At 63.8% G+C, this 17977-nt stretch carries 15 protein-coding genes, 3 pseudogenes and 1 other annotated feature; of the genes and pseudogenes, 7 read left to right on the forward strand and 11 right to left on the reverse strand.

What is annotated here, in order from left to right:
* Positions 1-62: 62 nt before the first annotated feature.
* On the reverse strand, positions 63-356 hold the full coding sequence (locus tag ACOOF5_RS05240) for a hypothetical protein (RefSeq protein WP_420437320.1): 294 nt from the start codon (positions 354-356) through the stop codon (positions 63-65).
* 489 nt (positions 357-845) lie between these two features.
* On the opposite strand from ACOOF5_RS05240, the gene darG reads away from it, so the two are divergent.
* Positions 846-1898 carry a type II toxin-antitoxin system antitoxin DNA ADP-ribosyl glycohydrolase DarG gene (gene darG, locus ACOOF5_RS05245; protein WP_420437322.1) on the forward strand — a complete coding sequence of 351 codons (1053 nt, stop codon included), beginning with the start codon at positions 846-848 and terminating at the stop codon, positions 1896-1898.
* A gap of 41 nt (positions 1899-1939) precedes the next feature.
* Here darG and ACOOF5_RS05250 read toward each other — a convergent pair whose 3' ends face one another.
* Both ACOOF5_RS05250 and ACOOF5_RS05255 read right to left on the reverse strand, forming a co-directional pair.
* Complete coding sequence (locus ACOOF5_RS05250; RefSeq protein ID WP_420437324.1) at positions 1940-2641, reverse strand: IS3 family transposase; 702 nt, start codon at positions 2639-2641, stop codon at positions 1940-1942.
* Positions 2642-2668: 27 nt separating this feature from the next.
* Positions 2669-2962: a transposase gene (locus ACOOF5_RS05255; protein WP_420437326.1), complete on the reverse strand. Its 294-nt coding sequence runs from the start codon at positions 2960-2962 to the stop codon at positions 2669-2671.
* A gap of 92 nt (positions 2963-3054) precedes the next feature.
* Between ACOOF5_RS05255 and ACOOF5_RS05260 the strand changes: the two are divergent.
* Positions 3055-4208 (forward strand): annotated as a pseudogene (locus tag ACOOF5_RS05260) (IS3 family transposase).
* Between the two features lie 1324 nt (positions 4209-5532).
* On the opposite strand, the gene ACOOF5_RS05265 reads toward ACOOF5_RS05260, so the two are convergent.
* Positions 5533-6375 (reverse strand): hypothetical protein, encoded by an 843-nt coding sequence (locus ACOOF5_RS05265; protein WP_420437328.1) that lies wholly within the window; start codon positions 6373-6375, stop codon positions 5533-5535.
* A 1139-nt stretch (positions 6376-7514) separates the two neighbouring features.
* On the opposite strand from ACOOF5_RS05265, the gene ACOOF5_RS05270 reads away from it, so the two are divergent.
* The 3 genes and pseudogenes from ACOOF5_RS05270 to ACOOF5_RS05280 all read left to right on the forward strand — a co-directional run bounded on the left by ACOOF5_RS05270 (position 7515) and on the right by ACOOF5_RS05280 (position 9487).
* Positions 7515-7940 carry a hypothetical protein gene (locus ACOOF5_RS05270; protein WP_420437330.1) on the forward strand — a complete coding sequence of 142 codons (426 nt, stop codon included), beginning with the start codon at positions 7515-7517 and terminating at the stop codon, positions 7938-7940.
* Between the two features lie 196 nt (positions 7941-8136).
* A pseudogene (locus ACOOF5_RS05275) lies at positions 8137-8605 on the forward strand (IS256 family transposase); the annotation flags it as partial.
* A gap of 591 nt (positions 8606-9196) precedes the next feature.
* Positions 9197-9487, forward strand: coding sequence for a nucleotidyltransferase family protein (locus ACOOF5_RS05280; RefSeq protein WP_420437332.1), 291 nt, complete (start codon positions 9197-9199; stop codon positions 9485-9487).
* 196 nt (positions 9488-9683) lie between these two features.
* Here the strand turns inward: ACOOF5_RS05280 and ACOOF5_RS05285 are convergent, their stop codons facing one another.
* A complete protein-coding gene (locus ACOOF5_RS05285) occupies positions 9684-9929 on the reverse strand; it encodes a hypothetical protein (RefSeq protein ID WP_420437334.1) in 246 nt (81 codons plus the stop codon).
* 384 nt (positions 9930-10313) lie between these two features.
* On the opposite strand from ACOOF5_RS05285, the gene ACOOF5_RS05290 reads away from it, so the two are divergent.
* Positions 10314-11578, forward strand: a protein-coding gene (locus ACOOF5_RS05290; protein WP_420437336.1) for an IS3 family transposase whose coding sequence is annotated in 2 segments (ribosomal slippage) — positions 10314-10614 and positions 10614-11578 — 1266 coding nt in all. Because the reading frame shifts where the segments join, the coding sequence is not laid out codon by codon here.
* Positions 10610-10726, forward strand: a sequence feature (AL1L pseudoknot). It overlaps the preceding gene by 117 nt.
* Positions 11579-12078: 500 nt before the next feature.
* Here the strand turns inward: ACOOF5_RS05290 and ACOOF5_RS05295 are convergent.
* Positions 12079-13232, reverse strand: a pseudogene (locus ACOOF5_RS05295) (IS3 family transposase).
* Between the two features lie 85 nt (positions 13233-13317).
* Here ACOOF5_RS05295 and ACOOF5_RS05300 point away from each other — a divergent pair.
* Complete coding sequence (locus ACOOF5_RS05300; RefSeq protein WP_420437338.1) at positions 13318-13497, forward strand: hypothetical protein; 180 nt, start codon at positions 13318-13320, stop codon at positions 13495-13497.
* Positions 13498-13655: 158 nt separating this feature from the next.
* Here the strand turns inward: ACOOF5_RS05300 and ACOOF5_RS05305 are convergent, their stop codons facing one another.
* The 5 genes from ACOOF5_RS05305 to ACOOF5_RS05325 all read right to left on the reverse strand — a co-directional run bounded on the left by ACOOF5_RS05305 (position 13656) and on the right by ACOOF5_RS05325 (position 17947).
* Positions 13656-14948: an ISL3 family transposase gene (locus ACOOF5_RS05305; RefSeq protein ID WP_420437296.1), complete on the reverse strand. Its 1293-nt coding sequence runs from the start codon at positions 14946-14948 to the stop codon at positions 13656-13658.
* A 71-nt stretch (positions 14949-15019) separates the two neighbouring features.
* The gene (locus tag ACOOF5_RS05310; protein ID WP_420437340.1) at positions 15020-15676 is read right to left on the reverse strand and encodes an RES family NAD+ phosphorylase; all 657 of its coding nucleotides are present in this window, start codon (positions 15674-15676) and stop codon (positions 15020-15022) included.
* A 50-nt stretch (positions 15677-15726) separates the two neighbouring features.
* Positions 15727-16275 (reverse strand): hypothetical protein, encoded by a 549-nt coding sequence (locus ACOOF5_RS05315; protein WP_420437342.1) that lies wholly within the window; start codon positions 16273-16275, stop codon positions 15727-15729.
* A 229-nt stretch (positions 16276-16504) separates the two neighbouring features.
* On the reverse strand, positions 16505-17155 hold the full coding sequence (locus tag ACOOF5_RS05320) for a hypothetical protein (RefSeq protein WP_420437344.1): 651 nt from the start codon (positions 17153-17155) through the stop codon (positions 16505-16507).
* Positions 17156-17503: 348 nt separating this feature from the next.
* Positions 17504-17947: a hypothetical protein gene (locus ACOOF5_RS05325; RefSeq protein WP_420437346.1), complete on the reverse strand. Its 444-nt coding sequence runs from the start codon at positions 17945-17947 to the stop codon at positions 17504-17506.
* Between the last annotated feature and the right edge of the window lie 30 nt (positions 17948-17977).

Below are 17977 nucleotides of genomic sequence, written 5' to 3' on the forward strand. Positions count from 1 at the left end.
CGGCTGGGTCATGTCGGGTGTGCGTCGCGGCCCGGCTGATGTGGCTGTCGTCCCGAGACCACTCACGCGCTTTGCAGCGCCGCTATCTGGAGCGAGGCCTGATGCCCTGCCCCGTCGAACCGGCCGCCTGCCGCTGCGAGCCGCGGACCGCCGAGCGCGAGCCGGCGTCGCTCATGTCGACCTCCGGGCCGGTCCGGGGGCACCTGGCGCACCAGGCCTGTCAGCAGACCGCCGCCGCCGGTCAGCTCCACGCCATCGGCGCGTGCCTGGGTCACCAGCCGTTCGGTCCAGTCATTCATGGCCGTCTCGCCGACGACCTCTCTCGTCGGCACAGCCGCCATGTTCTGATCCGTCACAGACATGATCCTTCCCAGCCCAAAGCTGCGAACCCTCAGACCACGACCGGATACACAGAAAATCCCGAGTGCCACTGTTGATGTCGCCGGAGCCTCCAGCCAAGGGGTTACGGTCCGGTCCTGCGCTCGGCGCTGACTCCACAATATTTTGGCCTTGTGCCTGTTGTCCGACCTGCCGCGTCGAGCCTGAGACCGGACAGGAGCGCTCCTGTCCGGTAGGAGGCGTGGCTGTCTCGACTCGGTTGCGGCGAAACGGCCCTGTCGATCCCGAGCCCTGCGGAGCATCGCTTCGGCCAGGAGCACACCATGACATCGCCAGTCGGGGGAATCGCCCCCTAACCCGACACCTTCACCGTGGGGATCGTCGGCGGCGCAGCATCGCTCGCGTCGGCGGGACAAGACCGACGCCGTATCGCGCGTGGCGGTGAGCGCGTTGGATACCTTTGGTGCCACAACGACGGTTCGCGTCCGCCCTGACTGGTATTTCTGATGACGGATTTTGTCGAGTCCCACGGCAATCTCCTAGACGCGGATGCCGACGCGCTCGTGAACACGGTGAACACCGTGGGGGTGATGGGCAAGGGCATCGCCCTCCAGTTCAAGAAGGCGTTCGGGGCCAACTTCGAGGCGTACCGGCGGGCCTGCAAACGCGGCGAGGTCCAGATCGGGCGGATGCACGTGTTCGACAACGGCCAGCTGGTGTCGCCGCGGTGGATCATCAACTTCGCCACCAAGCGCCATTGGCGGTCGGGGTCCCGGATCAGCGACATCGCCGCCGGGCTCGAGGCGTTGCGGGCGGAAATCATCAGGCTCGGCATCGCTTCGGTGGCCGTGCCGCCGCTGGGATGCGGCAACGGAGGGCTGGCGTGGACAGACGTCCGGCCGCTGATCGAAGAGCACCTCGACGGGCTGGGTGTCGAGGTGCATGTGTACGCGCCTGAAGGAACGCCGGCCGCGGCGGACATGCGCTACGCGTCGGTCAGGCCGAACTGGACGCCGGGCAGAGCAGCGCTCGTGCTGCTGGTGGACCGCATCGCTGCGCGCACGCTGGAAGGCGGGGCGTCGCTGGTCAGCGTGCAGAAGCTGATGTACTTCCTCCAGGAAGCAGGCGAACCGCTGCGATTGGACTTCCAGCGCGGCCGCTACGGGCCCTACGCCGACAACCTCCGTCACGTGCTCAAAGCGGTCGAAGGCCATTTTCTGCAGGGGTACGGAGACGGGTCAGCCAAGGTCTTCGACGCAGAGCCGCTGCGTGCCGTGCCCGAGGCTGTGGTCGAGGCCGCGGACTTGATAATCGGCGAAGCGACAGGCGACCGAGTCGAAGAAGTGCTGGGACTCGTCGAAGGCTTCGAATCGTCCTACGCGCTGGAACTGCTTGCCACAGTGCACTGGATCGCCCACCGCGAGAGCGCCGGGGGCGACACCGACGACATCATCGACAAGGTGCGCGGGTGGAGCGAACGCAAACGGGGGATGTTCTCGAACAAGCACGTCACAGCGGCTCACGAGCACCTTCGTGTGCACGGCTGGCTGGCAGCCTGACGCCGACGGCCCGCTCCCTGCTCAAATCTTCACTGATGCCCCTATAGGTCAGGACTGTCGCCCTTGCTGCCGACCGAGGCGACGATGTCGTTGTCGGCGAGCCGCTGGCTGTAGCGGATGGACAGGTATTGGGATCCCATGTCGCTGTGATGGGTGAGCCCGGCGAGGTCTGCTCCTGAGCGGCGGCGGGCGAAGACAGCCATCTCCAAGGCGTCGAGGGCCAGCTCGGTGCGCATCGAACGCGACGCCTGCCGGCCGCGCACTCGGCACGAATAGGCGTCGAGCACGAACGACACGTACACCCAGCCGCTTTGGGTGCGCACGTAGGTGAGATCGGCCAGCCACAGCCGGTTCGGGGCCGGCACGCTGAAGTCCCGCTTGACCAGGTCCGCGGGCCGCTCGGCGCCGTCAGCTGGGGTCGTCGTGCGGACCGTGCCGCCTCGGCGGGTTCCTTGCAGGCCCAGCTCGCGTATCAACCGCTCGACGGTGCAGCGAGCCACCCGCACGCCCTCGACGCGGTTGAGGTGGTCCCACACCTTCGCCGCCCCGTAGGCGCCGTAGTTCTCCCGATGCACCCTGGCGATCCAGCCGCGCAGCCGGGCGTCTCGCAGCGCCCGAGCCGACGGCGGCCGGGTCTTCGCGGCGCAATAGGTGGACGGGGCGACCCCGACGCCGTGCTCGGTGAGCACAGCGCAGATCGGCTCGACCCCGAACCGGTGCCGGTGGGCGTCGATGAACGCCACTACCTGCGGGACTGGCGGTCGAGCCCCTTACCCGAAGAAAGCCGACGCCGCCTTCAAGATCTCGTTCGCGCGGCGCAGCTCACGGTTCTCGCGTTCGAGGACCTTGATCCGCTCACGCTCCGCCGTGGTCACACCCGGGCGCGAACCGACGTCGATCTCAGCGCGGCGCACCCACAGCCGCACCGTCTCAGGCGTCGGCCCCCGCTTGCCGGTGACCGAGCAGATCGCCTCCCACTGCGAACCGTAAAGACGCTCGTTGTCGAGCACCATCCTCACCGCACGCTCACGCAACTCGGCGGGATATCTTCCATTTCCTGGCATAGCTCCATCCTCTCAAGGAACAGAGTGGTGCACCCTGTGTTTCGCGCGGGCGGATTATTGGATTCTGCTGTCATGGGCCTTGAGGAGGTTTTATGGCACGGAGGGGTTATTCGCCGGAGTTCCGGCGGCGTGTGATCGATTTGGTCGAGGCGGGCCGGCCGGTGGCTGCGGTGGCTGCGGAGCTGGGGATCAGCGGCCAGTCGATCTATATGTGGCGACGTCAGGCTCGCATCGACGCCGGGATCGAGACGGGCATGACGACCGCGGAGCACGCCGAGCTTGCGGCGTTGCGCAAACGGGTCCGCGAGCTCGAGACCGAGCTGGCGATCCATCGTCGGGCGACCGAGCTGCTGAAGGGGGACGCCGACCCAAAAGCAGGTTCGCGGCCATCAGAGTGATGGCCGCGGAGGGACTTCCCGTCGAGCGGGCGTGCGGCGTGGTGGGGGTGTCGGTGTCGGGCTATTACGGCTGGCTGGGTCGCCCGCCATCGGCGCGGTCGGTCCGCCACGCTTGGCTGAGCGACGTCATCGCGGTGGTTCACGCTGGCTCCCGGCAGACCTACGGCGCCGTTCGGGTGCATGCCGAGCTCACCTTGGGCCGCGGCATCGCGGTGGGCCGTCAGACCGTCGAGACGTTGATGAGACGATCAGGGCTGCGGGGCATCTCGGGGCGGCCAAAGTTCCGCAAGGTCCCCAACGTGGCGACCGCATCCGATCTCGTGGACCGCGACTTCGCCCGAGCCGAGCCCGACCGGCTGTGGGTGACCGACATCACCGAGCATCCGACCCGCGAAGGCAAGGTCTACTGCGCCGTGGTGCTGGACACCTTCAGCCGCCGCGTCGTGGGCTGGTCGATCGACTCGCGGCCCGCAGCGTCACTGGTCACCAACGCCTTGGGCATGGCGATCGACGGCCGCAACCCCACAGCCGGCGAGACCGTGATCCACAGCGACCAAGGCACCCAGTTCACCTCCTGGGCATTCACCCAACGCGCTGTCGACTCGGGGCTGCTGCCATCGATGGGCTCGGTCGGGGACTGCTTCGACAATGCGATGGTCGAGTCGTTCTGGTCCCGGATGCAAGTCGAGCTGCTGGACCGCAAACGCTGGCGCACACGCATCGAGCTGGCCAACGCGATCTTCGAATACCTCGAGATCTGGCACAACCGGCAGCGACGGCACACCTCGCTTGGCATGCTCACACCCATCGAGTTCGAAGCTCGACACCAACACAAACCGGCAGCATGAATCCAGTAACCCGCCTCCACCAAAGTCAGGGACCCCCAGAGCCTCCACGAAACTCGGGGCGATTCATCCGAGATCACACCGGAAGGAGCCGAGCAAGGAGAAACATGAGGTGTCGGTGTGCATCGGTCGTCGGTCGGTGAGTCGGTCGCGAGGGCGAAGATACGCTGAGGTTGTGTCTCTACGCGAGGAGATTCTCGATCAGCACTGCCGTGTGCCGATCCGCAAGTCCCGTCCCGCTCGCATGCGACGCGTGCCCGCCAGGCGCGACCTGTCGCGGCTCTTGATACAGTGTTTAGCGATCCGAGGCCTAAGTGCCGAGGGGGGTGCGCGCGGAACACTCGAGACCGTAAACACCAGTCATGTGAGGGTGGAGGTGAGCTGAACGGACTGCCCCATAAGAGCGAGGCGAGACTCAGCAGTCTCAATTGCGCAGTCCAGTTCCCACCGAATCACACACTCAATGGCAAAGACCTCGCAAGTCAACTGCAATTCCCGGCCATTTGGCCGGGAATTTGCAATTGGCGGCATCGACGCGTCTAGTGCCCTCGTTCAGCGGCGTCTTCCTGAGTGCTCTGTTTGACCGACCAGACTTGACGACAGTGGTCGCCGACCCGGACATGGCCGTCGGCGTAGACATTGATGTAGCCGTTGGGCGAAACCTTCCACACCGAATCCGACGCACGGATGGTGCACTGTTTGCCTGCGTTCACATCCCAATGGAAGCCCGTGGGCAGCAAGAGTCCCCGAACGGTCTGAGGCTCACGTCCATGTCGACGGCCGGTGTTTGCGTACGACCAACGTCGGCTGCTGCCATCCCTAAGAGACGGTCCCGAACGATAAATCTGCTTGAATCGCTTACGGCTGTCTTTCGTATCAAGGTCGAGTTGTTGTTGAAAGTCAAACATATGAAATGGGAGGATTCTCGGGTCATTCGTATCGTCGCACGAGGCCGACGACATCCAATCGATGAAATCGTTGTCCCACTGCAAGGCATTATTGGACTTGAGACTCTTTGCGAATGCCTTGTATCGGCAGAAGCGGTGTATAGAGATCAACCATTTATGGTGAAATCTCTTGCTGGGATCCGTTCGAACGTGCACTGCCCCGTCGTAGACGACGGCGACTGGGCGACGGTGCATTTCTGCATAGACTTTGGTCGCATCTCTCCGGCCAAGAATGTACGCCTTTCTGCCCTGGCTTGAAGTCAGATGGACGCAGTCAACTGATGTGAACTCCCAGCCATGACTGCGTGCAGTTCGTTCTATCGTTCTCTGGTTCCCGGAGCTGGGCAGTGCGACATGCCACACGAGCGGCGAGATCGAAGTCACCGACGTGTACGATGAGCGATGTGGGCAGGAATCAGCAATTGCTTTAGTTCCGCCTCATCCATCAGGTCAATACATCGCCGAAGATATTCGCGTAGTCCGACATTCGGCTTCGGTTGTGCTGCTTCTAGCAACAGATCTGACGGGGCTTCCAATTCGTGGTCCTCGAAGAACCCAACCAGGCGCTCATAGATTCCCTTTCGGACTCGATCGTTCCACGCGTTACGCAGTTGGGGCGGTAGCGCCGATGTGCTCAGGCTCTTGCTGCTCCATGCCTCTGCCTGAAGGCGACCAGCTTCGTCCAATTGCGACGCGTTCTCGGCAAGGAAATCAGACCTCCAAGCCCCGAGCACCTCTGGGTCAAGTGTTGGCATGAGCAGTGCGTCGTCATCGATATCTGTTTCCACAAGCACTGCTTGACGGGAAGACTTCTCCCAAACCCATTTGCCCGAAGCAGAATAGTCAATAGTTGCCCGCCAGAGATCTTGTCGAATCTTGAGAGACGGCGCCAAGTTCGAAGGAGCAACGCGAGCACGATATGGCTCACGCAACGCCACTACATAGGGATGAATGGAGTGGTCAATTGCCAAGAGTTTGTCAAGTCGATCGAGGAGTTCTCCGAATCGCTCCACGCCGTACTTGGACTCGCTGAATCGTCGATCGGTGAGGTCGAGCAAACGATTCTTCAACACAGTTCCGTGCATCTGGAACCAGACCGGCGATCCGCGTTGCGCTGCGACACGAAATGCTTCAACTATTAGTGCTTCGAGGGCGGGATCATCGGCCGGATCGCTAGGCTCCCCCGTTTCAGCCTCCGCGTCTTGTTCAGAGTCTTCGGTCATGTTTCCCCTACGTCGATCAGTGTGCTCCAACGTAGCGGTCTGCCGACAGTCCTTACGTGCGATTTCAGCGACTGAGCCCGAGGCGCACGTGTGCGGCACCTGACTTCCGCCATCGGCTGCAATCCGCAGCCGAGCAGTTCGAAGGCTTTGCCGACGAGGTCTCGGGCCCGAGTTTGGCGCGTGTTTTGTGTTTGTGAAGGTCGGCGGGGGCGCGGCTGGTCGGTGTCTCCACTACATCGTCTCTGCGGGGGGTGGTGTGTCAGCCGATGTGGGCTTTGTCCCAGTGGCGGGTGGGGGTCTCGGTGGCGGCGAGGATCGCTGTTTGCAGTGCGCTGCGGCGGGGGGTGCAGGAACCTTGCTTGGCCGCGCAGCCGCTCCAGCATTGCGTCGGCGCCCGCGAACAGCACGACGACATCTGCCGGCAGCACCAGGGCGGGCCTCTACCGGCGGCGCCGGGGCGGTCTTCCCGTCACGGCGTGCCGGCTCTCTGCGGTCGGCTGCGGCGAAGCACGGCAGAGCCGGAGCTGGCGCATGTGACGAGCGGTCGGGTTCTTGACGTGCCAGATCGGGTGCAGCACGCAGCCGACACGACACGAAATGTCCGGCTCGGGTCAGCAGGTGCGGCTGGGTCGTATGAGGCATGCCTCGCTGCCCGGTGGGCGACTCGCCGGACGGGCGCGGGGTGGGGCGATCCAGGAGATCGCAGCCGAGCTGGGAACGGGCTGGCACACCGCGATGACAGCGACGCACCGGTAGGGCCAGGCGCTGCTCGACATAGTCGCCAGCCGCCTCGCTCACACAGAGCACCCGAGTGTCACTGCTGGGTTTGCCGGGGCTCCCAGCCCGATGAACCGGTCAACCAGCCCGAGACACCCAGGTACAGTCCCGTCCGCGTCGTTTTGGTTTCACGAGCAAGTGTCGGGTTCGAGAGGCGTTCGGCAGACGTCTGTATCGGAGGGAAATCGACATGACGATGCCGGCATCGGCCGCTGCGGCGTCACCCAGTCCGCAGCGTCATCCCGCGGAATCACTCCGGGTGCTACTTGTGGCCCGGCGTCCGGTGCTGTCATCGAGTCGGGTGCGCGGCCGGGTTCGCCTCGCCCGGCGCATCGTGGACTGCCACCAAGAGGTCCACGCCGTTGCAGCTATTCGTCCTCCACCTGTGCTGCACGGACGAAGGTCAGGGCGACGCGTTCGATCCGGAGGAGTTCTCGCCGCCTGAGACGGAGATCGACGGCCGCCTCGCGGACGAACTGAGGTTCGGCAACTACTACACGCTCTACCAGTGCGTCCAAGCCGACACGCCTGCTTGGACGCGGGTGCCGCTGGAAATCGGCGGACGCCCGATCGCAGCCGCGAGGACCGATGACGGCCAGTACACGCTGGGGTTGCTGCTCGGCATCGCGGATCTCGTCGAGGAGAGGTTGCGCTATGCAGACGGCGACCGCGTCGACTTGGACGGATTCGCGGACGAGGCGAACGGGATCGTCCAGGCGGCCGCGGATGCAACACTGTTCGCCGACGGCACGTACTTCAGCGCCGACTGGCAGGACTGGACCTACTGACGGTGCCACCGCTCGCACCTTGAGCGCCGGACGGCTCGCCGATGCAGACGACGCTCGCCCGTGCTTGCCTGTTGCAGTCCTTATACCTTCATGCCGAACCGCTGCTGGACAACGTCTCAAGCGGCTCGAGCCGAGCCCGCGCTGCGGGCATAGGCCCAGGTGAGAGCACATCTCGGGTCTGTCAGACGCTCCCTTGTCAAGCGGCGAGATCGACCTGGCGGTTCCGCGGGATCGTGCGGGCACCTTCGAGCCGGTCACGGTGCCCAAGCATCGGCGCCGTCTCGACGGGCTGTCGGGCAATGTGATCAGCCTCTATGCGAAAGGGCTCACAACCGGCGAGATCCAGGCCCACTTGGCCGAGATCTATGACACCGACGTCAGCCGGGAGACGATCTCGAAGATCACCGACGGGATCGTGGCTGACATGGCTGCGTGGCACAACCGCACCGCTCGATCCCGTGTACGCGGTGCTGCTGATCGACGCGATCGTCGTCAAGGTCCGCGACTCCCAGGTCGCGAACCGGCCCGTGTATGTCGCCATAGGCGTGGATCTTCAAGAAGAACGCGACGTTTTGGGCATGTGGCTGGGACCCGCAGGCGGCGAGGGCGCCAAGCAGCCGTTGACGGCTACGTTGACCTGCTCATCAAGCGGAAGCAGGAAGACCGTGCGTTCGCGAGCATGCGCCAAGCAAAACCAGCAGGCAACAGGTTCACAAGGATGGCTGGTGAGGCGTTGTGGAAGGCTGAACAGGCGTTGAGCAGCGGAGACCTGACAGCCGCTCGCAGGCAAGCGTCTGACCTGCACGATGCCAGTGGAGCGTTGCTGGACGACCTTCGTCCACGCTTCTAGCGAGTTGCTGCACCGTCGGCCTGAACCGTTCGGGCGGCCTGCCCGCCTGATCGGCAGAGACCAACAACGAAAGAGCCCCGGGGTTTCGGCCCCGGGGTGCTTCGCGTCTCCGCTTCGGCCTGCCGAGAGATGGTCCAGCATCTCGTCACTCTCGAGCTGGCCGCCGCCGTCGAGAGCGCTGTCAGGACCCGAATTCGCACCGGAAGGAGCCGAACACGGAGAGACACGTCATGGAGGTGCGATACATGCCCCGTCGTTCCGACTCGTTGAGCTTGGGGCTCAGGCAGTCCTACTTGTGACCGAAGTGCGGCGCGCAGCGAGAGGTATGGCGGTCGCTGGGAACCGTCGACCCGCACGCGTGTGCGACGGCTTCGACCTGTCGAGCCGAAGCGTTACATTCGACGGCGTGGGCAGGCGTGAGCAAGTCGTTGGCCGGTTCCGAGCGGAGATCCGGGACGCAGCTGCGCGCAACAAGGCGACTGCGATTGCGCTCGTGGGCTCTGTTGCGCGGGGCGACGACGACGCGCACAGCGACTACGACTTCTTGGTCGATTTCGACCGGGGCGTCACGCTGTTCGACATCGGCGGCCTCAAGGCAGATCTCAAAGACCTCCTCGGCGCCGAGGTGGATGTTGTGCCGCGGTCATGCCTGCGAGGAGGCCACCGCACGATGCTCGCCGACGCGATCCCGCTGTGAGCCGCAGCGACGCCGAACGGGTCGCGGACATTCTCGACGCGTTGCTGCCGAGCGTTGCCGCGGCGAGCCGCATGTAGAACGCCCACGTGACGCTCGGAACTCGGCCGTGCCACTGGAGCGGCGCTGCCGCGCTGAGCGCAACCCGCGCCAAGTGGTCATCGACGAGGAGCACTCGAATACGCCCGCTGAGCGGGGTTCAGCGCTCGGCGCCGCCGGCGGGAACGTGGGCTTCAAAAGCCGGGTCCCCTTCGGAAAAACGCGTTGCAATGTCATCGTATTCGGCACCGAGGCGAGCGAACGCGTCTGCGATCTCGGGGTCGTAGTCGTCAGGCAGGGTGCTCACGAACACCGTCTTGACATGCCTCGCGCCAGCATCGTCAGACCGCTCGCCAGCAGGCGCAATCTGCTTCAACGGATCGGCAATAGCGGTGCTCAATGCCATCTCGATTACCAAGCCCTCTCCTCGAGAACAACCCTAACGAACGCACAGTTGCGTGCTGCCAGATCGGCCGCGTCGAACGTGGGACCGGCACCATCGCAATGCCTCATGAGCGGCCCTCGAGAGCGCTGCCAGCACCCGAGATCACACCGGAAGGAGCCGAACAAGGAGAAACATGACGTGTCGGTGGGCATCGGTCGTCGGTCGGTGAGTCGGTCGCGAGGGCGAAGGTACGCTGAGGTTGTGTCTCTACGCGAGGAGATTCTCGATCAGCACTGCCGTGTGCCGATCCGCAAGTCCCGTCCCGCTCGCATGCGACGCGTGCCCGCCAGGTGATTCGCACTGGGTTTCGCGCAGGCTCCAAGGATTGGAGCGAGCATGGGATCTATGAACACAAATGCGGGGCCGGCGGCGACGTCTCGTCGGTATTCGGCTGAGCAGAAGCAGCACGCGGTGCGGATGGTGTTCGCGTTGCGCGAGGAGCTGGGCACTTCGGCGGGGACGGTCACCAGGGTGGCTCGGCAGCTGGGTTATGGGCCCGAGTCGCTGCGCCGCTGGGTGGCCCAAGCCGAGATCGACGCCGGGACACGGGCAGGGGCGTCGACCGCTGACAACGCCGAGCTCAAGAAGCTCCGCCAGGAGAATCGTGAGCTGCGCCGGGCGAACGAGATCCTGCAGCGGGCAGCGGTTTTTTTCGGGGCGGAGCTCGACCGCCGACAGCGATGATCGTCGAGTTCGTCGACGCGAACCGTGCCCGCTTCGGGGTCGATCCCGTCTGCGCTGCGCTGCAGTCGGCCCCTTCCACGTATTGGACCGCGAAACGGCGGCCGCCGTCGCAGCGGTCGGTGCGCGACGCGAAGATGATGCCGATCTTGTTGGCGCTGTGGCAGGCCAACTACTGCGTGTACGGGGCGCGCAAGCTGTGGATCGCCGCCAGACGCGCCGGTCACGACATCGGCCGCGACCAAGTGGCTCGGCTCATGAAAATGCTGGACATACGGGGCATAAGGCGGACAAAGAAACTGCGGACCACCCGGGCGGACCCCGAAGCGGACCGGCCTGCTGATCTCGTCGAACGCGACTTCGCAGCCGACGGCCCGAACCGGCTGTGGGTCGCCGATCTGACCCATGTGCCCACCTGGTCCGGCGTCGCCTATGTGTGCTTCATCACCGACGCCCACAGCCGTCGCATCGTCGGCTGGCGGGCCGCCTCTCACATGCGCACCCAGATGGTGCTCGACGCATTGGAGATGGCCCGCTGGGCACGCGGCGCCCGACTCGAAGGACTCGTCGCGCACACCGACGCCGGCAGCCAGTTCACCAGCATCCGCTACAGCGAACGCCTCGACGAGATCGGCGCGGTGCCCTCGATCGGGTCGGTCGCGGACTCATACGACAACGCCCTCGCCGAATCGGTCAACGCGCTCTACAAGACCGAACTGATCCGCGGCCCGAGCCAAGGACCATGGCGCACCGTCGACGACGTCGAGCTCGCCACCCTCGGCTGGGTCCACTGGTGGAACACCGACCGTATCCACGGCTACCTCGACGACATGTCACCCGATGAATTCGAAGCCGCCTACGCTGCGACCAGAACCGACCACAACAAGACAGAAAACCACAACATTCAGCCTGCGCAAAACCCAGGGTGAATCAAGGCGCGACCTGTCGCGGCTCTTGATACAGTGTTTAGCGATCCGAGGCCTAAGTGCCGAGGGGGGTGCGCGCGGACCACTCGAGACCGTAAACACCAGTCATGTGAGGGTGGAGGTGAGCTCAACGGACTGCCCCATAAGAGCGAGGCGAGACTCAGCAGTCTCAATTGCGCAGTCCAGTTCCCACCGAATCACACACTCAATGGCAAAGACCTCGCAAGTCAACTGCAATTCCCGGCCATTTGGCCGGGAATTTGCAATTGGCGGCATCGACGCGTCTAGTGCCCTCGTTCAGCGGCGTCCTCCTGAGTGCTCTGTTTGACCGACCAGACTTGACGACAGTGGTCGCCGACCCGGACATGGCCGTCGGCGTAGACATTGATGTAGCCGTTGGGCGAAACCTTCCACACCGAATCCGACGCACGGATGGTTGAATCGCCCCGGGTTTGGTGGAGGCTCTGAGGGTCCCTGAGTTATGCGGAGGCGGGTTACTGGATTCATGCTGCCGGTTTGTGTTGGTGTCGAGCTTCGAACTCGATGGGTGTGAGCATGCCAAGCGAGGTGTGCCGTCGCTGCCGGTTGTGCCAGATCTCGAGGTATTCGAAGATCGCGTTGGCCAGCTCGATGCGTGTGCGCCAGCGTTTGCGGTCCAGCAGCTCGACTTGCATCCGGGACCAGAACGACTCGACCATCGCATTGTCGAAGCAGTCCCCGACCGAGCCCATCGATGGCAGCAGCCCCGAGTCGACAGCGCGTTGGGTGAATGCCCAGGAGGTGAACTGGGTGCCTTGGTCGCTGTGGATCACGGTCTCGCCGGCTGTGGGGTTGCGGCCGTCGATCGCCATGCCCAAGGCGTTGGTGACCAGTGACGCTGCGGGCCGCGAGTCGATCGACCAGCCCACGACGCGGCGGCTGAAGGTGTCCAGCACCACGGCGCAGTAGACCTTGCCTTCGCGGGTCGGATGCTCGGTGATGTCGGTCACCCACAGCCGGTCGGGCTCGGCTCGGGCGAAGTCGCGGTCCACGAGATCGGATGCGGTCGCCACGTTGGGGACCTTGCGGAACTTTGGCCGCCCCGAGATGCCCCGCAGCCCTGATCGTCTCATCAACGTCTCGACGGTCTGACGGCCCACCGCGATGCCGCGGCCCAAGGTGAGCTCGGCATGCACCCGAACGGCGCCGTAGGTCTGCCGGGAGCCAGCGTGAACCACCGCGATGACGTCGCTCAGCCAAGCGTGGCGGACCGACCGCGCCGATGGCGGGCGACCCAGCCAGCCGTAATAGCCCGACACCGACACCCCCACCACGCCGCACGCCCGCTCGACGGGAAGTCCCTCCGCGGCCATCACTCTGATGGCCGCGAACCTGCTTTTGGGTCGGCGTCCCCCTTCAGCAGCTCGGTCGCGCGACGGTGGATCGCCAGTTCGGTCTCGAGCTCGCGGACCCGTTTGCGCAACGCCGCGAGCTCGGCGTGCTCCGCGGTCGTCATGCCCGTCTCGATCCCGGCGTCGATGCGAGCCTGGCGTCGCCACGTATAGATCGACTGGCCGCTGATCCCCAGCTCCGCAGCCACCGCAGCCACCGGCCGGCCCGCCTCGACCAAATCGATCACACGCCGCCGGAACTCCGGCGAATAACCCCTCCGTGCCATAAAACCTCCTCAAGGCCCATGACAGCAGAATCCAATAATCCGCCCGCGCGAAACACAGGGTGCACCATCTGTGACTGATCAGAGTATGTCGGCTGTGCCGGCGGGAGAGGCCGTCGGCGAGACGGCGATGAAGGTTCTCTATCTTGTCGCCACCGCCCGACGAAAGAACCAGACCAACCTGACCGGCAAGACCAACGGCTGGAAAGCCATCCTCAACACCTTGACCGTCCACTACGGCGACAGGATCGCCGCCTACATTCGATGAACACCACCACGGCCGGTTACACAAAAAATATGACAGTCCCTCGCCCGACCCTGTAGGGATCTGTCAGGAATTGACAGACCCGCTGTAGTCGACGAGCGGACCCAATTCGGCTACTTCGAAGTGGTCAAGGTGTGGTTGGATAAGGGGCTCTTCGCGTTTTAGCGTGGGGTGAGGGTGTCGAGCAGGGTCCAGTCGGGTTTTCCTGCGTAGAGCAGGACTCGGGTGCGGTAGTGGTCGAAGTTGGTGATCCCGAACGACACGCGCTTGATCAGCTTGGCCAGGTTGTTGGCTGCTTCGGTGGGACCGTTGGTCACTCGTGAGCGGTGCCAGTTGGTGATCGGGGTGCGCCAGGTGCGTAGCGTGCGGCCGAGCTTGTTCAGCTCCGGCGAGTACGCCTCGTCGCGCAGGTCGCGGGACAGCTCGTCGAGCGCTTCGAGAGCGGTCTTGTGGTCGCCGATGCGGTAGGTCATGCGAAGGGTTTCCTTGGCGTGCCAGGCGTCGCGGACCTCGCCGCGGGGGTCGCCGGCTGCGAGCAGGCCGCGCAGCTTCGCCTCGCCGCGTTGGGTGACGCGTTCGTGGGCTTTGAGCAGAAGCCGCCGTATCCGATACAAGGGATCGTCTTTGGTGCCGCGTCCGCCGGTTGTCTCGTTCTGGACGCGTCTGCGCACCTCGTCGACGGCCGAGTTGGCGAGCTTGACGACATGGAACGGATCGGCGACCTGGATCGCTTTGGGCAACGCGTCGGTGAACGCCTTGCGGTACGGGCCCGACAGGTCCATGACTGCCCAGCGCACCCGGGCTCGCCATCTCGACGTGCGTCCCTGGATCCATCTGGTAGCGCCCTTAGCGCTCTTACCAGCGACTATGTCCAGCAGCTTGCCTTTTCCGGCGTCCACGATGGTGGTGCCCCAGTGCTGTTCGCGGTACCGGCCGCGTCGGAACATCAAGATCTCATCGAGACCCAAAGCGGTCACCCCGTCAATGCGCGAGGCGTCGGCTTCGAGCAGCGCTTGGCCCCAACGCTGCACCGCAGCCATCGCGGTGTGCCAGTTGCAGCCCAGCTCGGCCGCGATCTCTTTGATCGCGCGTCCCGCACCGGCGCGGCGGGTCGCCCAACGCGCAGCCCGGCTGGTCATGCGCCCCCTGGGCGGCGCGATGGCGGGCTGCTGATCGGTGAACGTGCGCACCGCACAGCCCTGATGGGGGCACAGCCAGCGGCGCTTGCGCCACACCAGCTTCACCGCCCGCCCGAACGCCGGCAGATCAGCGAGGCGCACCCCATTCGCCCCGTGAGCCCACACCCGCCCGCCGCAGCCCCCACAGCACGGCCGATCCGTCAGCGCTATCACGACCTCGAGCGGGCCGCCGCGGCCGCCCCCAACATCGCGCACCGCGACACCCGGACCCAAACCGACGATCAGCAACAACGCACGCGTACAGTCAACAGCCACAGGGATCCTCCAGATCTCGGGGTCTCAACACCTCCGATTCTGGGGGATCCCTCCCTATCGAGCCGGGACCCTCAAACGCTCACCCCACGCGCAAACGCGAAGCGCCGGATAAGGGCGCGTGCAGCGCCGTCGTGAAGATTTGGGCCAGACTGCTCGATTGTCGGGATGATTGTGAAGTTCTCTGGTGGGCAACGGTCCTCGAACAACATCAGAGCATGGCCAGCAGGATCTCGCCGCGACCGCCAGATTAACCCTTGGGACCAATCCGCAAGGCGACGTATGTTTGCACACCATTGTCTCGTCAGCGGATAGTCGCTGGAATCACATTGAGTCAGCCACTGATCTTGTCCGATGGTGGCGAGACTGTCGTCGGTCACAAGGTCTACCAGTCTGAGATCGGTCTTGGCGGCGAATCGCCCGATCTTCTTGTTCTTGAGTGCTTTGGTCAATATCGTATTGCCAACGCCTGACTTAGATTTGGAGAAGCTCACTAACGTTTCCCCAACAGCTGTGCGGTCGCTGTCAGCTGCATAGAGATAACCGAATCTGTCAGTTGTGAGGGCGTCGAATCTCCCGCCATCGATATCGTCTAGCCCGCGTGCAATCGGATTGAAATCGCAGAGTCCTCGCGTACGACCATGGATTCGGGTAAGCGGTAGATCGGCACGCAAGTGATATGGCTGCGGCGATCCGACAAGTGGAATTGGAGGAACGATTCGTGGGGGCATCGCGAGGGCTTGCTTCGTACTGCCTCGCTGCGTCGAACAGGCCGGTCAAATCAGACGGCTTGTATGGCAGCACGCGCGGCCGCAACCAAACCCGACCGCCGTTTGCCGCATTTGAGAATCTCAACAGGCGGTGCGTTTAGTCGCTCGTTTTCCGTGTACCACCAAGTGGCGACTCCCCATGGGTCTTGGTCCGCACCCAACTGTCGGTTTATCGCAGCCACTTCCTCATATAGCCGACCTGTATCCGAATTGAATTGGAATGCGGGATAGGAATAGCGGTCTTGTCGAGGCAGACCAATTAGGTCAGACTTCTCTCGCAACGAGTCAAGTAGGAGCTCGTCAGGGCCAGGCCCTTCGGCGTTCAATGCAGAAAGTGCCTCTTGCTGCGCGTAGCACTCGTGTGCGAGCACGAAACGAACTATTTTATTACGACGTTCTGTCTCTGCACGAAGCTGCCTGACAAAGGTGTCGGCGCGGAGTGAAGGGTCAAAGCCCGAGGCGACAGTTTTGGCGATCTCGGTGAAGATTGAGGCAGCAATTCGGCTGGCAACAATATGAGACTTGCCGAGTTTCGCATCATCTACCAATTGGTCATCCATCGCAGTCCAGCGATCAAGTTCGTCCTCATAGGTAGATCGTCCTCTTGAGTGACCCCACAACGATAATTCTGCTGCGTGTATCGCACTCTCAGAAGGCGGTGGCGTGCCCGGGCCGACGTCGTCAACCGCGCGCCTAGAGAGGCGTCGACTCGATTCACTCGGTGCGCTGCCGAGCAAGAAGGCACCAGACCGGCTCCTGGTGTAGGACGTGTTGAGCTTGTTTGTCATTTCATCCCCCCATTTCGATACGTTGTACTTTGTTGCTCGCCATCCAAGTCTTGAGTGCTGCAGCCTTCGCGAGCGCGCGCCCAACTGCGTGCTGCAGAATGTACAAGTCCTGCTCTTCCATGGCAAAGAAATAGCTCTCAGATTGATTTTCCTGTTGCGAGTCGATACGTAGAATGTGTGAGATGAGTGCTGCGTGCGGCCCATCATCTATATCCTCGCCAAAGACTGGCCTTATGTCCGTGACAATGCGCGTCCCCAGTATGACATCGCGGTAGTCGAGTGCTAACTGATGGCCCTTCTGTAGCCTCTGTATTGGCCCGTCAACTACTAGTGCCCCTAGACGAGTTGTGAACGTGGCCCGATCTTCATTGTCTAAGTCTAGTGAGTCTGACTCGGCGATATCGGAGATTATGTCGGCAAGTGAGGTGGCTTGGAGTTCACTGAACGAAACCATGGACCGCATGGCAGGTATGAGGTCGTCTGCGGAATTCATGCCAAGACGTTCTTTGGCCTGCTTGGCGATGATCCGTTCAGCACTGCGGTTCACGTTGTCCGCGATCAATTCGGAAAGAACTTCGAAGTCGTTGTCTGGCATTCTTGCAAGGGCTCGAAATGCCTCGATGTACTGCTCGGGTGGTTCGATGGGAGGCATCAGGACTCCTTTGAACTCCTTCGTTGGCATCGCAGCGGCTGCGCAGGGCCGTGCGGCAGAACGGTGCGGGAGTCTATGGACTTTGCATCCCGCGCAGCGCGGTTGGTTCGCCTAGCGGCCGCTGCGTGAGCCACACGTAGCCCTTGGCTGAGAGCAGCCTCGAGTCCGCAGGTGCTCCACAAGGGTGACAGTACCGCTTGCCACGCCGTGGGTTGGGCACCATGCGTGAGGTGGGGTGCTTGTCGTTGGCGTAGGCGTGATATCGAATTCTTCCTGCCGGTTTGCGGTGGCCGTGAGGCTCGAGCTTGACGGGTGTCTGCACGCCTGGCACTTCCCCTCGTTGGCCGGTCAGTTGGTTAAGACGGGCTGGTCGCTGGGGATGTGTCGGACGCTCCCGTGTTCGTCGGCGGTTCGGCCGTCGTGGCTGGTGTGGCGCCGGTGGGCGTTGTGACGGGCGAGCCGCTCGAAGATCGACCGGCGTGCGGTGGCCCGGTCGGGGTAACGGTGTCGGTGGACGAGTTCTCGTTTGAGGCCGGAGAAGAACGCCTCGGCCACCGCGTTGTCCGCGAGGCACCGCACCGCCCGCCAACTGGGCCGGTCCTCAACCGGCGACGCAGGCGCGGAGCTTGCCCGCGAGGTATTGGCTGCCGCGGTCGGAAAGGGACACGATCCCCGCGGTGCGGCCCCGCCCGACGCGGCATGAATCTCGCCGATCCCGGCCAGGTCCGCGTCGCGGGGCGTCGAACCCGCCGCGCACCCGCGCCGCCAGTCATAGAACGCCTGCCGACTCACGCGCGCAGCCCTGCTGCACAACACGGCCGG

Origin of the sequence: Candidatus Poriferisodalis sp. (genome assembly GCF_965214215.1) — a bacterium.
Lineage (GTDB): Bacteria > Actinomycetota > Acidimicrobiia > Acidimicrobiales > Poriferisodalaceae > Poriferisodalis.

What these genes read in the sequence shown, in the direction of transcription:
- darG (WP_420437322.1), top strand. Translation starts at nt 846, where the DNA reads ATGACGGATTTTGTCGAGTCCCACGGCAATCTCCTAGACGCGGATGCC.
- ACOOF5_RS05255 (WP_420437326.1), bottom strand. Translation starts at nt 2,962, where the DNA reads ATGCCAGGAAATGGAAGATATCCCGCCGAGTTGCGTGAGCGTGCGGTG.
- ACOOF5_RS05265 (WP_420437328.1), bottom strand. Translation starts at nt 6,375, where the DNA reads ATGACCGAAGACTCTGAACAAGACGCGGAGGCTGAAACGGGGGAGCCT.
- ACOOF5_RS05285 (WP_420437334.1), bottom strand. Translation starts at nt 9,929, where the DNA reads ATGGCATTGAGCACCGCTATTGCCGATCCGTTGAAGCAGATTGCGCCT.
- ACOOF5_RS05300 (WP_420437338.1), top strand. Translation starts at nt 13,318, where the DNA reads ATGTCGGCTGTGCCGGCGGGAGAGGCCGTCGGCGAGACGGCGATGAAG.
- ACOOF5_RS05310 (WP_420437340.1), bottom strand. Translation starts at nt 15,676, where the DNA reads ATGCCCCCACGAATCGTTCCTCCAATTCCACTTGTCGGATCGCCGCAG.
- ACOOF5_RS05315 (WP_420437342.1), bottom strand. Translation starts at nt 16,275, where the DNA reads ATGGATGACCAATTGGTAGATGATGCGAAACTCGGCAAGTCTCATATT.
- ACOOF5_RS05320 (WP_420437344.1), bottom strand. Translation starts at nt 17,155, where the DNA reads ATGCCTCCCATCGAACCACCCGAGCAGTACATCGAGGCATTTCGAGCC.